This is a genomic window from Pseudomonas sp. 9.1(2019) (genome assembly GCF_009910445.1).
Taxonomy (GTDB): domain Bacteria; phylum Pseudomonadota; class Gammaproteobacteria; order Pseudomonadales; family Pseudomonadaceae; genus Aquipseudomonas; species Aquipseudomonas paraversuta.
The window spans coordinates 592752-605715 of sequence record NZ_VBWF01000011.1 but is presented as its reverse complement, the minus strand read 5'-3'; the positions used below and the strand labels follow the sequence as shown (position 1 = coordinate 605715).

Below are 12964 nucleotides of genomic sequence, written 5' to 3'. Positions count from 1 at the left end.
TCGATAAGAATAATGGCTGTCTTGTTATGGAGTAAGGCCGCTTTTCGACAATCTCTGTTACCGCTTCGGCAATAGTCGAAAGCCGAACGTTATACCGCGGCAGGCGTTGTTAACCCGGTTGATAACCCATCCGCCAGCTGATGGCCGTGCTCGCTTCCAGCAGCCGCTTGGCTGCGGGGCCGTTTTCATCGGCATGGAACAGCGACGCCGGCCCGACCACGGTCAGTACGCCAGCCACATGACCGGTGGCATCAAACACCGGTGCCGATAATGCATCGACCCCGGGCATCAGCAAGCCATGGACAAAATGCAATCCCCGTTCACGGATCTGTACACCGGTTGCGGCGTAGGTTTCAGGTTTTTTCAGCGGATGAATTTTATCGGTTTGCAACTCCAGCTCGCGCAATGTGGCGGTTTCCCGGTCAGGCAGAAAGGCATTGAACACCAGCCCCGTGGACGAACTCAGCAGGGGCAGCACCGAACCCAGTTTGGTCACCACCGTGACTGCGCGAACCGCGGCTTCAATATGCACCACGGTTGCCCCCTGATTGCCCCACACCGCCAGAAAGCAGGTTTCATTCAAGTCATCGCGCAGTTCGGCCATGGGCAGGGCGGCGACTTTCAGCACATCCATGCTGTTGAGTGCGGCCAGCCCCACACGTAACGCCTCACGCCCCAGTCCGTAATGATTGGTGGCTGCATTCTGCTCGGCAAAACCACTGGCAATTAATGCCTGCAAGTAGCGATGCACCTTGCTCGCCGGCATTTGCACGTGCTCGGCCAGACGCGACAGGGAAGTGGAAGGTGACAGCTCGGCCAGGGCCTTGAGGATGTCAGTGCCGACTTCGGCGGAGCGCACTTTCTGTTTGCCAGTGCTGTCGTTACTGCTGCGTGGCTTTTCCATGGGCTGCTGGGATCTCAGGACGAATGGGCGTCTTTATAGCTTGACGCTTAATACCAATCAAATTACGTTATGCGTAATTGAATTACGATAAAAATAACGCAGCGACGCGCAAGCTGTTTTCGGGCCGGGCGCAGTCAGCTGTATTCTCCACACTGGAGGCGCCATGAACCTCGACTCGTCTTTGTCCGATCTCGTGTATCAATCCGGGTTTGGCAATGAATTCAGCAGCGAAGCATTGCCCGGCGCGTTGCCGGTCGGCCAGAACTCCCCGCAACAAGTCCCCTACGGCCTGTACACCGAGTTGTTGTCGGGTACCGCGTTCACCATGGCGCGCAGCGAATCGCGCCGCACCTGGATGTACCGGATCAAGCCATCAGCCAACCACCCGGCATTCGTCAAGCTCGGGCGGCAACTGGGCGGCGGCGGATTGGGCCCGGTAACCCCCAATCGCCTGCGCTGGAACCCGCTGCCAATCCCGGATGAGGCCACAGACTTCATTGACGGTCTGGTGGCTATGGCGGCCAATGGCGCTGCGGACAAACCTGCGGGTATCAGCATTTACAGCTACTGCGCGAACACCTCGATGCGGCGCGTGTTCTTCAATGCCGACGGTGAATTGCTGCTGGTACCCGAGCAGGGCCGTCTACGGATTGCGACCGAGTTGGGGGGGCTGGAGCTTGAGCCTCTGGAGATTGCCGTGATCCCCCGTGGCCTCAAGTTCCGTGTTGAACTGCTCGACCCGCAAGCCCGTGGCTACGTGGCCGAAAACCATGGGGCGCCGCTGCGCCTGCCGGATCTGGGCCCCATTGGCAGCAATGGCCTGGCCAATCCCAGGGATTTTCTGGCCCCGGTGGCCCACTACGAACATAACGGGCAACCGACCCCTCTGGTGCAAAAATTCCTCGGTGAGCTGTGGGGTTGCGAGCTGGATCACTCGCCACTCAACGTGGTCGCCTGGCATGGCAATAACGTGCCGTACAAATATGACCTGCGGCGCTTCAACACCATTGGCACCGTCAGCTTCGATCATCCCGACCCCTCGATCTTCACGGTATTGACCTCGCCCACCAGCGTGCCGGGTCTGGCCAACCTCGACTTCGTGATCTTTCCGCCGCGCTGGATGGTGGCTGAAAACACCTTCCGGCCGCCATGGTTCCACCGCAACCTGATGAACGAGTTCATGGGCCTGATCCAGGGCAGTTACGACGCCAAGGCCGAGGGGTTCCTGCCCGGTGGTGCTTCGCTGCACAGCTGCATGAGCGCCCATGGCCCGGACGCCGAAACCTGTACCAATGCCATTGCAGCAGAGCTGCAACCGAGCAAAATCGATAACACCATGGCCTTTATGTTTGAGACCAGCCAGGTGTTGCGCCCCAGCCGGTTCGCCCTTGAATGCCCGCAGTTGCAATCCAGTTACGACGCTTGCTGGGCTTCGCTGCCCACAACCTTCAACCCGAATCGGAGATAAACATGACCCAGTCCACATTTACCCGCAGCTGGATCGCCTCCGCCAACGGCCACAGTGATTTCCCGTTGCAAAACTTGCCCATGGGGATCTTCAGCCTCAATGGCTCGGTGCCCCGTAGCGGCATCGCCATCGGCGAGCACATTTTTGATCTTGAGGCGGCGCTGGCTGCCGGTTTGTTTGAAGGTCAGGCCAAGGTCGCGGTGGAAGCCTCGCTGGGCGGCGCCTTGAATACCTATTTTGCGTTGGGCCGCAGTGCCCGGGTAGCCTTGCGCGAACGCTTGCTGGAGCTGCTGGGCGAGGGCAGCACCCTGCGGGGCAAGATCGAAGCCCAGGGTGCGAAACTGCTACCGCTGGCGGCGGATTGCCAATTACACCTGCCGGCCAAAATCGGTGACTACACCGATTTTTATGTCGGCATCGAACACGCGAAAAACGTCGGCAAACTGTTTCGCCCTGACAATCCTTTGCTGCCCAACTACAAGTACGTGCCAATCGGCTACCACGGCCGCGCTTCCACCATTCGCGCATCGGGTGCCGAGGTGCGTCGTCCTAAAGGACAAACCTTGCCCGCCGGTCAGACCGAGCCGACTTTTGGGCCCTGTGCACGTCTGGATTACGAACTGGAACTGGGTATCTGGATTGGCCAGGGCAATGACCTGGGGGATGCCATCCCGGTCAGCGAAGCGGGCGAACACATTGCCGGTTTCTGCCTGCTCAACGACTGGTCGGCGCGTGATATCCAGGCCTGGGAATACCAGCCGCTGGGGCCGTTCCTGTCCAAAAGCTTCATCACCAGCATTTCCCCGTGGGTGGTGACGGCCGAAGCGCTGGAGCCGTTCCGCCGCGCGCAGCCGGCCCGTCCTGAAGGCGACCCGCAGCCCCTGGCGTACTTGCTCGATCCCAAGGATCAGGGCCAGGGCGCGTTGGACATCGAGCTCGAAGTGCTACTGCTGACCCAGGGGATGCGTGAACAAAATCTGCCGGCCCATCGACTGGGCTTGAGCAACAGTCTGAACATGTACTGGACTGCCGCGCAGCTGGTGGCTCACCACAGTGTCAACGGTTGCCAGCTGCAATCGGGCGACCTGTTCGGTTCGGGCACCCTGTCGGGCCCTGACCGCTCGCAACTGGGCAGCCTGCTGGAAATCACCGAGGGCGGTAAACACCCGATCGAACTGGCGTCGGGCGAGGTTCGCAAGTTCCTTGAGGACGGCGACGAAATCATCCTGCGTGCCCGTTGCACCCGTGAAGGGTATGCCTCCATCGGTTTTGGCGAATGCCGGGGCAAGGTCGTCGCTGCGCGCTAAAGGAGCGAGCCATGCAACTCTTTACCTACTACCGCTCGACCTCGTCCTACCGGGTGAGGATCGCGCTGGCGCTTAAAGGTCTGGATTATCAGGCGGTGCCGGTCAACCTGATTGCCGCTGGCGGCGGCGAGCACCGCCAGCCGGCATATCTGGCGATCAATCCCCAAGGCCGGGTACCGGCCTTGCGTACGGAGGAGGGCAGGGTGCTGACCCAGTCCCCGGCGATTATCGAATACCTCGAGGAGCGGTATCCGCAGGTGGCGTTGCTGTCCGAAGATCTGGACACCCGTGCCCGCGAACGTGCGGTGGCAGCCCTGGTGGCCTGTGATATTCATCCGCTGCACAACGCCAGCGTGCTCAATCAACTGCGCCAGACGGGGCAGACCGAAGAGCAGGTCATGCAATGGATAGGTCACTGGGTCAGCCAGGGCCTGGCGGCCATTGAACAACTGATTGGCGATAGCGGCTATTGCTTCGGCCCGGAGCCCGGGCTGGCGGATGTGTACCTGATCCCGCAGCTGTATGCGGCTGAGCGCTTCAAGGTATCGCTGGTGCCATACCCGCGGATCGCCCGGGTTTCGGCATTGGCAGAGCAGCACCCCGCGTTTGTCGCTGCACACCCCGCGCGGCAACCGGATACACCCGCCTAGCGGCACACAAGACAATGGCCGGGCCGGGGTTCAGACGCACAAACTGTAGCCCCGGCAGGTTATGTCTGAAACCCTGAAAACAGCTCAGACTTATTCCTGCGCACTTCAACGATTTTTCTGGCGCCACCTATACTGGCGTTTACCTTTTATCGTTCGAGGGCTGGTTAATGTTTGCTCTCATGCAAAGTGCTCATGTGGAGTCGTTGCACCTCAGTGTCGATCCTGTCACCGGGCTCAAGGCAGTGATTGCCATTCATAGCAGTCGTCTGGGCCCCGCCCTGGGTGGCTGCCGTTATCTGGCGTATCCCAACGATGAAAGTGCAGTCAACGATGCCATCCGCCTGGCCCAGGACATGAGCTATAAAGCGGCGCTGGCCGGTTTGGCGGTGGGCGGCGCCAAGGCAGTCGTCATGCGGGCGGCCCATGTCGAAAGTCGCGCGGCGCTGTTTGAAGCATTCGGTCGCTGTGTCGAGCAACTCGATGGACGCTATATCACCGCGATCGACAGCGGCACCTCTACCGCCGATATGGATTGCATTGCCCAGAGCACCCGCCACGTAACCAGTACCACTGCGGCAGGCGACCCGTCACCGCATACGGCGATGGGGGTGTTTGCCGGTATTCGCAGCACTGCGTCGTCGCGTCTGGGCAGTGACAACCTGGAAGGATTGCGGGTTGCCGTGCAGGGGCTGGGCAAGGTCGGTTACGCCCTGGCCGAGCAACTGCATGCGGCGGGTGCCGAGTTGCTGGTGTGCGATACCGATCCCGGTAAAGTTCGCCTGGCCATGGATCAGCTTGGCGCCCATCCGGTTGCCTGTGAAGCCTTGCTCAGCACCCCCTGTGACATTCTTGCACCCTGCGGTCTGGGCGGCGTGCTGAACTGGCACAGCGTGGCGCAACTGCGTTGCTCGGCAGTGGCCGGCTGTGCGAACAACCAGCTGACCAACCTGCAAGTTGCCGATCAGCTCGAACGTCGGGGGATATTGTATGCGCCTGACTATGTGATCAATTCGGGCGGTCTGATTTACATGGCGCTGACCCATGAAGGCGCGACCCCCGAGGCCATTAACCAGCAGTTGTTGCGTATCAGCCAGCGCCTGACGGGCATCTACGCCCACGCCCAGGCCGAGAAGCGTTCACCGGCACGGGTTTCCGATGAGCTGGCGCAGCGGTTGTTGTACCCCAAAAGCACTGCGACCTCATCGTAGGCGCAGGCTTGCCCAGGAAACTGATTAAGCCGAACAGTCAGACCTTCAGGCCATTGCCAGCAATCGAGCATCCACCGGCTGCTCCAGCAGGTTGCTTGCCTGACAGGATTGATCAGCGGCCAAAAAACGGGTCTCGAACGCGACCAGCCCGGCATGCTGGTTGTGCAGGGCCTGGATCTGATCCAGCACTGACTGTTTTTTGTCGGTGATGGCGTTTCGCACCACATCCCATGGCAGTGCCTGCCCGTGGTGCTCATCAAGAATCGCCAGCATTTCCTTCAGTTTGAAGCCCAGTTGCTGGGCGCATTTTATGAACATCAGCCGCTCCACACTCTGCTCGCTGTAGACGCGATAGTTGCCACGGCGCTGCGGCGGCGGCAACAGGCCGATGTCTTCATAGTGACGAATGCTTTTGATGGTGGTGCCCGATCGTTGGGCGGCTTTGCCGATGTACATGAAAAGTCCTTTTTAATGGCCGCCCGCATATTGGAGCCTTACCTGGCAGCGAGTTTGCGGATTTGCCCGAGCCAAATGTCCCGCTGCCTGGCGGTTGAATCCAGAATCGGGCCGAATGTCAGGGTCACGAGGGGTTTTATGCCACAAAAGGCCAGAGTGGTCCTGCGCATTTGATGCAATGCCGGCATGCAGTACACCCATTTGTAATACCAGGGCGGGGTGTCCATGGTCACCAGCAGACAGGCGCTGCGTCCTGACAACAGTTTCTCTGGAAAAGCTTTGCCCTTGCGGTAGCTAAAGGCGAAGCCGGGTAGCAGGATGCGCTCGAGAAAGCCTTTGAGCAAAGCCGGAACCCCGCCCCACCAGACCGGAAACACCAGTACCAGATGCTCCGCCCAGGTGATGTCAGCCTGGGCCTTGAGCAAGTCCGGCTCCAGCGGCTGGATCTGTTTATAACCCTCGTGCAGCACCGGATCGAAACACAGGGCTGCGAGATGCAACACGCGGACATCCTGACCGGCGCCAATGGCCGTTTCGACATAGCGGTCGGCCAGGGCTGCACAAAAGCTGTCGGTAGAGGGATGTCCCAGAATTACCAGTACTCGCTTGCTCATCATTACACCAACCTGAAAGACGGCCTTTCAGGATAGGGTCTGCCCCCAGGGGGAGAGTCAAGCGAGGGCTCGGTGCTGTTACTCGCTTTCGACCAGCAACTCGGACAGGGCGTCCGGCTGGCTCTTGAAGGCCTTGGCAAACACATCGCGGTTTTTCGCCATGTAAATGCCGGCTTCTTCGACCTGCTGCTCGCTCAGCGACGGCACGGCTTTTTGCAATACTTCAGCCAGCAACTCTGCAAGTTCCAGCATTTTGTCATGACGGTCAGCTTCGGCTTTATCCATGAACAAACGCTCCAGATCTCGGCTGCTGCGGTATACCACTTCGACGGCCATTTACCACCTCATATGCCTTCACGTAAATTATCTAGCGATTACTGTATTTATATACAGCGAAAAGAATAAGCCAATCCCCGGGATTTGAATAGCGGCTTTTTTACTCTAGCCGCAATTGGTGTGCGCAGCGGGCATCCGAGGTGTCTAATAGCCGGCCGCCACCATCTCACTGGGGATGCCTGGCCTTATTTCTGCATGCAGAAAGGGCCATGTACATGCGGATGATCCGTTCGAGTCGATTCAAGGAGCTGCATCGTGAGAGTTAACAAAGCTGAAAAGCTACGTCGCCAGGTTCATGAACTGGCCGAATCGATGGGCAATCTGTTCGTCGAGACCTTCCACTATATGGCGTTGTTTGCCATTGGCGCAGTCACTGCCTGGGCGGCGGTGATGGAGTTTTTGCAGATGGTGGAGAAGGGCAATATCTCCATCGATGACATTCTGCTGCTGTTCATCTACCTCGAACTGGGCGCCATGGTCGGAATTTATTTCAAGACCAACCACATGCCGGTACGTTTCCTGATTTACGTGGCGATTACGGCCTTGACCCGCTTGCTGATCTCCAACGTCTCCCATCACAACCCGCCGGACATGGGCGTGGTGTACCTGACCGGAGCGATCTTGTTGCTGGCGCTGGCGATTCTGGTGGTGCGCTATGCATCGTCGCAGTTCCCGTCGGTGAAAATAGAGAACCCCCGGCGCAAGACCGGCGCAGGTTCAGGTGAACACCCGGAAGTGGAGAAGGGCGAGTTGTAGACGCTGTGTAAATTTGTCTCCTGCAGATTTGCGTCTCGGCAGTTTCTTCAAAGCATAAAAAAGGGCGGGCTTACCGAAGTAAGCCCGCCCTTTTTAGTACGCTCTGGGCGCTGAATCAGCTGATTTTATCGAGTTCTTTTTCTTTCTCCAAAAACTCTTCTTCAAGCAAATCATCAGCAGTCTGTTTTGGCTCTTTTTCTTCAAAGCCTTCAACGGCCAGTTTAGGGGTGTGTTTGCCACGCAGCTTGCCGAAAAGGTGCTCCAGCTTGTGCTCCAGTTTTGTCGCGGCACCTTCTACCGCTTCTGTCAGGGAATCAGCGTCGTGGGAAACGAGAAATGGCTGGTGTCCTTTAGGTCGTGCCTCCATTTTGCAACGTTTGTCTTTAGTACCTGACTTGCCACCGTTTTCATCGCTGACATGCACGATGACTCGAGTCAGGTCTTCCAAATGACGTTCGAGCGTAACTTCAACTGTCGCTGTTACCCAGTTCTGGGTACGTACGTCAACGGCGATGTTCTTATCGGAAAAGACTTCAGTTTGCATAATTCTTCCCTTATATAGCGTGCTCGTGTGAGGTCTGACGGCCTCGTGTATTCAAAGGTTCCTCGTCATCGCTCAGTTACAGTGTTTGGGCCGATGAACAAATATTTCAAGCACTATTTTCCGCAAGTCTCGCCAGCCATGACCGGCGTCAGTCTTTGATGAGACGGACAAGCCCGCGTGTGCAGGCTATGGTCGATTTATATCAAAATGCGACGACGGCTCGCCGGCTCAGATTATGTAGAACAGCATCAGGCTGCAGGAGCGAGCTTGCTCGCGAACGGTCTGCAATCATGGCGAAAAGCTCGCTCCTGCGGGGGCTGGCTCAGGTTCCGGGTTCAATCGACACCCGTAGCTGCAGGCCGTCATCTATTTTTGCATCTGATAATGTTTATCATTAGTATCGCTTTCCTTTTCGACCTGTATACCGATCCCCCACCCATGACCTCTCCCGAACTCAATGAAGGCCCCGGCAGTGACACGCGTCATGGACGAGCGCATTTTCTGCAGGTGTTTTTATCTCAGCGGTTACAAATGGAAGCCCTGGTGAGCCGCCGTGTCGGATGCCGGGCTACGGCGGCCGATCTGGTTCAGGACTTGTTCCTGCGGTTCTGGCGCCGGCCCCTGGTGCAGGTCGAAGAACTCAGCACTTATTTACTGCGCAGCGCCGGAAATATCGCCATCGACCATCTGCGCAGCGAAGGGGCTCGCGGGCGGATCAATCAGCACTGGCAGCCCGAGTCGGACGCCCGCAGCTGCGAGCCCCAGGCAGCACTGGAGGCGGGCAATGACTTGCGCCAGGTCGAGGCCGCCTTGCGCAGCCTGCCCGAGCGCACCCGGCATATATTTTTGCTCAACCGGATTCACGGTCGTACCTATGCCGATATCGCCAGGGTCATGGGACTGTCTCAAAGTGCCGTCGAAAAACACATGATGCGTGCCCTGGAGGCCTGCAAGGCCAGTTTGCGTGAGCCGCCAGCAGGGACCGCGCCGTGATCAATCGTCCGGATATTGCGGTCACTGCCGAACAGGAGCGCACCGCGCTGGCGTGGCTCAGTGTGTTGCACGATCAGCCCGACAGCGGTGATCAGGCCACCTTCAGCCGTTGGCTGCTGGCCGATCCCGCCCACGCCGAGGCGTACTCCCGGGCGCAAGTGATATGGGAGCTGAGCGAAGTGGCGGGCAGTACTTTGGCGGCCGAAGAGGCGCAGGTGTTGCAAGGTTACTTGTCGGCGATCAAGGTTTCCCGGCGCAGCAGAATCAAGCACTGGTCCAGTGGGCTGGCGGTTGCTGCGTGCCTGTTGTTGACGGTCGGGGTGTTCGCGGGCTGGCAGCCGATACGCTGGCTCGATAATCTTGGCGCCGATTACGTCAGCGCGCCGGGGCAGGTACGCACCGTGACCCTGGCCGATCAGTCATGGGTCACCCTGGATGCCGACAGTGCCATTGCGGTGAATTTCAGCGCTGGTGAGCGGCATGTGGAGTTGCGGCGCGGGGTTGCGTTTTTCCACGTTACCCATACTGGCGAACCCTTTGTGGTGGATGCCAGTGGTGGCGAAGCGCGGGTACTGGGCACTGAGTTTGAAGTACGGCTGCAGCCTGCCGGGGTGCAAGTTACCGTGTTATCCGGCCGGGTCGGGGTCAAGGCGGGCGAGCACGCGCCACAGCAGATTCTTGCGGCTGACCAGCAAGTGGCCTATGCCGACGGTGCTGTGAGCGATGCGGTGCAACAGGTCGACAGTCAGGCCCGACTGGCGTGGCGCAACGGCTCGCTGAGCTACTACAAGACGCCGCTGGCCGATGTGGTGGCCGATCTGAGGCGCTACTACCCCGGGCAAATCCTGTTGCTCAATAGCCAGTTGGGCACACGCCGCATCAGCGCCAGCTTCCCCACTCAGGACCCGCAAGCAGTGCTTGCCTCCCTGCAAGGTGTGCTCGGGTTTGAACAGCACACCTTGTTCGGTCGGGTGATTGTGCTGCGTTGAGTTTCATACATGTTGATTGATCGTGGGAGCTGGCAAGCCAGCTCCCACAGGATTTTTTTCAATCAAGGGGTGAGGTAAACCCCGGGGCCATCCGTGTAGTGCTTGAAAATGCGAAAAATTCGCATTCCGTATCAGGTTGGCACACAGGTCATGAGCATGAAGTCCACGTCAGCGGCAGGCGGTTCGGTTAAACAGTGGTTGAGCGTTTCGGCTTTGATGGCCGGTCTGGTGTTAACGCCTTTGTCTGTGGCCATGGCAGCCGGTGCCACTGTGCAGCAAACCGGTGCTCTGTTTGATTTCAATCTGCCGGCCGAGCCGTTGCCCCGGGCCCTCAGCGACTTCAGCCGGCTGACCGGCCTCAGTGTGGTCTACACCGACGAAGCACCCTTCGGCCTGCAAGCCCCGGCGGTCGAAGGGCGCATGGGTGCCGAGCAGGCGTTGCAGCAGTTGCTCGCGCAGTCGGGCTTGAATGCACGGCGCACCGATGCCAGCACCTTTGCCCTCGAACCCCGACCCGAGGCCGGCGCCCTGAACCTGGGGGCCACCAGCATCACCTCCCAGGCCGTCAGTGACACCAGCTATCAGCCCCCGGCCAGCACCTCGGTGATGCGTGGCACGGGCACGTCGATGGAGATTCCGCAGACCATCAACGTGGTCGCCGCCCAGGTCATTCGCGACCAGGTGCCGCGCAATCTGGATGACGCGCTGAACAATATCAGCGGCATCACCCAGGGCAACACGCTGGGCGGGACCCAGGACTCGGTAATGAAACGTGGCTTTGGCGACAACCGCGACGGCTCGATCATGCGCGATGGCATGCCGCTGGTGCAGGGCCGGGCGCTGAATGCCGCCACCGAGCGGGTCGAAGTGCTCAAGGGGCCGGCGTCCTTGCTCTACGGAATCCAGGACCCGGGCGGGGTGGTCAACGTGGTCAGCAAAAAGCCGCAACTGCAGCAGTACAACGCACTGACGGTAAAAGGCTCCAGCTATGGTGCCGGCAAAAACGGCAGTGGCGGGACACTGGACAGCACCGGACCGCTGGGGGATTCCGGGCTGGCCTACCGGATGATCATCGATCACGAAGATGAAGATTACTGGCGCAACTTTGGCCTGCACCGCGAGACCCTGATCGCCCCTTCGCTGGCCTGGTATGGCGACAACACCCAGGTGCTGCTGGCCTACGAACATCGCGAGTTTCTGACCCCCTTTGACCGGGGCACGGCGATCAACCCGGCCACCAATCATCCGCTGGATATCCCGGCCACGCGCCGCCTCGACGAACCCTTCAACAACATGCAGGGGCGCTCGGACCTGTATCGCCTTGAAGTCGATCACGACCTCAATGACGACTGGAAAGCCCATTTCGGCTACAGCTGGAACCGCGAAACCTACGACGCCAGCCAGGTCCGGGTGACGGCCGTCGACCCGGCCAGCGGTACCCTGACCCGCAAAATGGATGGCACCCGGGGCGCCATCACCACCGACCGCTTCACCACTGTCAGCCTGCAAGGCAAGGTTCAGGTTGCGGGCATGCAGCATGATCTGGTGTTCGGGGTGGATGACGAGTACCGCAAAATCTATCGTGCGGATCTGATTCGGCAGAACAGCCAATACCCGTTCAGCTATCTCGACCCGGTATATGGTCGCGAAGTGGCGGGCACCACGGTCAGCGCCAGTGACAGCAACCAGACCGACTTGCTGCGCAGCGATTCATTGTTCGCCCAGGACTCCATCCACCTGACCGATAAATGGATTCTGGTGGCAGGCGGCCGTTTCCAGAAGTACGACCAGCTCGCGGGCAAGGGCATCCCGTTCAAGGCCAACACCGATACCAACGGCGTCAAATGGATACCGCGGGCGGGTCTGGTCTATCAATACAGCGATGAATTGTCGTTCTACGGCAGCTACACCGAATCGTTCAAGCCCAACTCCAGCATCGCTCCCCTGACCGGCGGCGTGGTCCTGGATTCGGCCATCGCCCCGGAGCAGGCCAAGTCCTGGGAACTGGGGGCCAAACTGGATATTCCGGGGCGCATCACCGCCAGCGCGGCGCTGTTCGACATCAAAAAGCGCAACGTTCTGGTATCCACCACCGTGGGTGATGACACGTTGTACTCGACGGCAGGCCAGGTCAGCTCCCGCGGCCTGGAACTGGATGTCAGCGGTCAGTTGAGCGAACAGTGGAGCCTGATCGGCAGCTATGCCTACACCGATGCCGAAGTCACCAAGGACGCCACCTACCAGGGCATGCGCTTGCAGAACGTGGCTAAAAACAGCGGCTCGCTATCGGCGGTCTATGACTTTGGCAACATTGTTGGCGGCGACAAATTGCGGGTCGGTGCCGGAGCGCGCTATGTGGGTGAGCGTGCAGGCGACGCCCTGAACGATTTCGACCTGCCGTCCTACACCGTGGCCGATGCCTTTGCCACCTACGATACCCAGCTCGAAGGGCAAAAGCTCAAAGTGCAGCTCAACGTCAAAAACCTCTTCGACCGGGTTTACTACACCTCGGCGGCGAGCCGGATGTTTGTCTCCATGGGCGATGCGCGGCAAGTGAGCGTATCCACCACCCTGGAGTTCTGACCCGCCCCCGCCCCCCTGCAGGAGCGAGCTTGCCTCGCGAGCTCTTCAGCAATCTCGCAGGCAGCCCCGCCCCCCTGTAGGAACGAGCTTGCCTCGCGAGCTCTTCAGCAATCTCGCAGGCAGCCCCGCCCCCTGTAGGAGCGAGCTTGCCTCGCG

Annotated in this window: 13 protein-coding genes; 8 read left to right on the top strand and 5 right to left on the bottom strand. The window is 59.5% G+C overall.

Annotated features, from left to right (window positions below; translation table 11 throughout):
* Positions 1-109: 109 nt before the first annotated feature.
* Positions 110-904, bottom strand: a complete 795-nt coding sequence (locus tag FEZ21_RS21690; RefSeq protein ID WP_003439978.1) for an IclR family transcriptional regulator — start codon at positions 902-904, stop codon at positions 110-112.
* Between the two features lie 163 nt (positions 905-1067).
* Between FEZ21_RS21690 and hmgA the strand changes: the two genes are divergently transcribed.
* The 4 genes from hmgA (at position 1068) to FEZ21_RS21670 (ending at position 5537) form a co-directional block, all read left to right on the top strand.
* Positions 1068-2372 carry a homogentisate 1,2-dioxygenase gene (gene hmgA, locus FEZ21_RS21685; protein WP_160628390.1) on the top strand — a complete coding sequence of 435 codons (1305 nt, stop codon included), beginning with the start codon at positions 1068-1070 and terminating at the stop codon, positions 2370-2372.
* Positions 2373-2374: 2 nt separating this feature from the next.
* Positions 2375-3679 carry a fumarylacetoacetase gene (gene fahA / locus FEZ21_RS21680; protein WP_160628388.1) on the top strand — a complete coding sequence of 435 codons (1305 nt, stop codon included), beginning with the start codon at positions 2375-2377 and terminating at the stop codon, positions 3677-3679.
* An 11-nt stretch (positions 3680-3690) separates the two neighbouring features.
* Positions 3691-4329, top strand: coding sequence for a maleylacetoacetate isomerase (gene maiA / locus FEZ21_RS21675; RefSeq protein WP_160628386.1), 639 nt, complete (start codon positions 3691-3693; stop codon positions 4327-4329).
* A 167-nt stretch (positions 4330-4496) separates the two neighbouring features.
* Positions 4497-5537, top strand: a complete 1041-nt coding sequence (locus tag FEZ21_RS21670; protein WP_003439985.1) for a Glu/Leu/Phe/Val dehydrogenase dimerization domain-containing protein — start codon at positions 4497-4499, stop codon at positions 5535-5537.
* A gap of 45 nt (positions 5538-5582) precedes the next feature.
* Here FEZ21_RS21670 and FEZ21_RS21665 read toward each other — a convergent pair whose 3' ends face one another.
* The 3 genes from FEZ21_RS21665 to FEZ21_RS21655 all read right to left on the bottom strand — a co-directional run bounded on the left by FEZ21_RS21665 (position 5583) and on the right by FEZ21_RS21655 (position 6943).
* Entirely contained in the window at positions 5583-5993 is a 411-nt protein-coding gene (locus FEZ21_RS21665) for a MerR family transcriptional regulator (protein ID WP_127196051.1), read from the bottom strand.
* Between the two features lie 38 nt (positions 5994-6031).
* Positions 6032-6607 (bottom strand): NAD(P)H-dependent oxidoreductase, encoded by a 576-nt coding sequence (locus FEZ21_RS21660; RefSeq protein ID WP_160628440.1) that lies wholly within the window; start codon positions 6605-6607, stop codon positions 6032-6034.
* 78 nt (positions 6608-6685) lie between these two features.
* Positions 6686-6943, bottom strand: a complete 258-nt coding sequence (locus FEZ21_RS21655; RefSeq protein WP_003439988.1) for a YebG family protein — start codon at positions 6941-6943, stop codon at positions 6686-6688.
* 255 nt (positions 6944-7198) lie between these two features.
* On the opposite strand from FEZ21_RS21655, the gene FEZ21_RS21650 reads away from it, so the two are divergent.
* Positions 7199-7699 carry a phosphate-starvation-inducible protein PsiE gene (locus FEZ21_RS21650; RefSeq protein WP_003439989.1) on the top strand — a complete coding sequence of 167 codons (501 nt, stop codon included), beginning with the start codon at positions 7199-7201 and terminating at the stop codon, positions 7697-7699.
* Between the two features lie 115 nt (positions 7700-7814).
* On the opposite strand, the gene FEZ21_RS21645 is transcribed toward FEZ21_RS21650, so the two are convergent.
* Positions 7815-8243 carry an HPF/RaiA family ribosome-associated protein gene (locus tag FEZ21_RS21645; RefSeq protein WP_003439990.1) on the bottom strand — a complete coding sequence of 143 codons (429 nt, stop codon included), beginning with the start codon at positions 8241-8243 and terminating at the stop codon, positions 7815-7817.
* A gap of 438 nt (positions 8244-8681) precedes the next feature.
* Between FEZ21_RS21645 and FEZ21_RS21640 the strand changes: the two genes are divergently transcribed.
* From FEZ21_RS21640 to FEZ21_RS21630, 3 genes are all read left to right on the top strand, one after another.
* On the top strand, positions 8682-9236 hold the full coding sequence (locus FEZ21_RS21640; RefSeq protein ID WP_160628384.1) for an RNA polymerase sigma factor: 555 nt from the start codon (positions 8682-8684) through the stop codon (positions 9234-9236).
* Positions 9233-10225 carry a FecR family protein gene (locus tag FEZ21_RS21635; RefSeq protein ID WP_160628382.1) on the top strand — a complete coding sequence of 331 codons (993 nt, stop codon included), beginning with the start codon at positions 9233-9235 and terminating at the stop codon, positions 10223-10225. The genes FEZ21_RS21640 and FEZ21_RS21635 overlap by 4 nt, the downstream gene beginning before the upstream one ends.
* Positions 10226-10381: 156 nt before the next feature.
* Positions 10382-12808, top strand: coding sequence for a TonB-dependent receptor (locus FEZ21_RS21630; RefSeq protein ID WP_160628380.1), 2427 nt, complete (start codon positions 10382-10384; stop codon positions 12806-12808).
* The last annotated feature ends 156 nt before the right edge of the window (positions 12809-12964 follow it).

Bases quoted from the DNA above. Each gene is read 5' to 3' on its own strand.
- FEZ21_RS21690 (WP_003439978.1), bottom strand. From the start codon at position 904: ATGGAAAAGCCACGCAGCAGTAACGACAGCACTGGCAAACAGAAAGTG.
- hmgA (WP_160628390.1), top strand. From the start codon at position 1,068: ATGAACCTCGACTCGTCTTTGTCCGATCTCGTGTATCAATCCGGGTTT.
- fahA (WP_160628388.1), top strand. From the start codon at position 2,375: ATGACCCAGTCCACATTTACCCGCAGCTGGATCGCCTCCGCCAACGGC.
- maiA (WP_160628386.1), top strand. From the start codon at position 3,691: ATGCAACTCTTTACCTACTACCGCTCGACCTCGTCCTACCGGGTGAGG.
- FEZ21_RS21670 (WP_003439985.1), top strand. From the start codon at position 4,497: ATGTTTGCTCTCATGCAAAGTGCTCATGTGGAGTCGTTGCACCTCAGT.
- FEZ21_RS21665 (WP_127196051.1), bottom strand. From the start codon at position 5,993: ATGTACATCGGCAAAGCCGCCCAACGATCGGGCACCACCATCAAAAGC.
- FEZ21_RS21660 (WP_160628440.1), bottom strand. From the start codon at position 6,607: ATGAGCAAGCGAGTACTGGTAATTCTGGGACATCCCTCTACCGACAGC.
- FEZ21_RS21655 (WP_003439988.1), bottom strand. From the start codon at position 6,943: ATGGCCGTCGAAGTGGTATACCGCAGCAGCCGAGATCTGGAGCGTTTG.
- FEZ21_RS21645 (WP_003439990.1), bottom strand. From the start codon at position 8,243: ATGCAAACTGAAGTCTTTTCCGATAAGAACATCGCCGTTGACGTACGT.
- FEZ21_RS21640 (WP_160628384.1), top strand. From the start codon at position 8,682: ATGACCTCTCCCGAACTCAATGAAGGCCCCGGCAGTGACACGCGTCAT.
- FEZ21_RS21630 (WP_160628380.1), top strand. From the start codon at position 10,382: ATGAAGTCCACGTCAGCGGCAGGCGGTTCGGTTAAACAGTGGTTGAGC.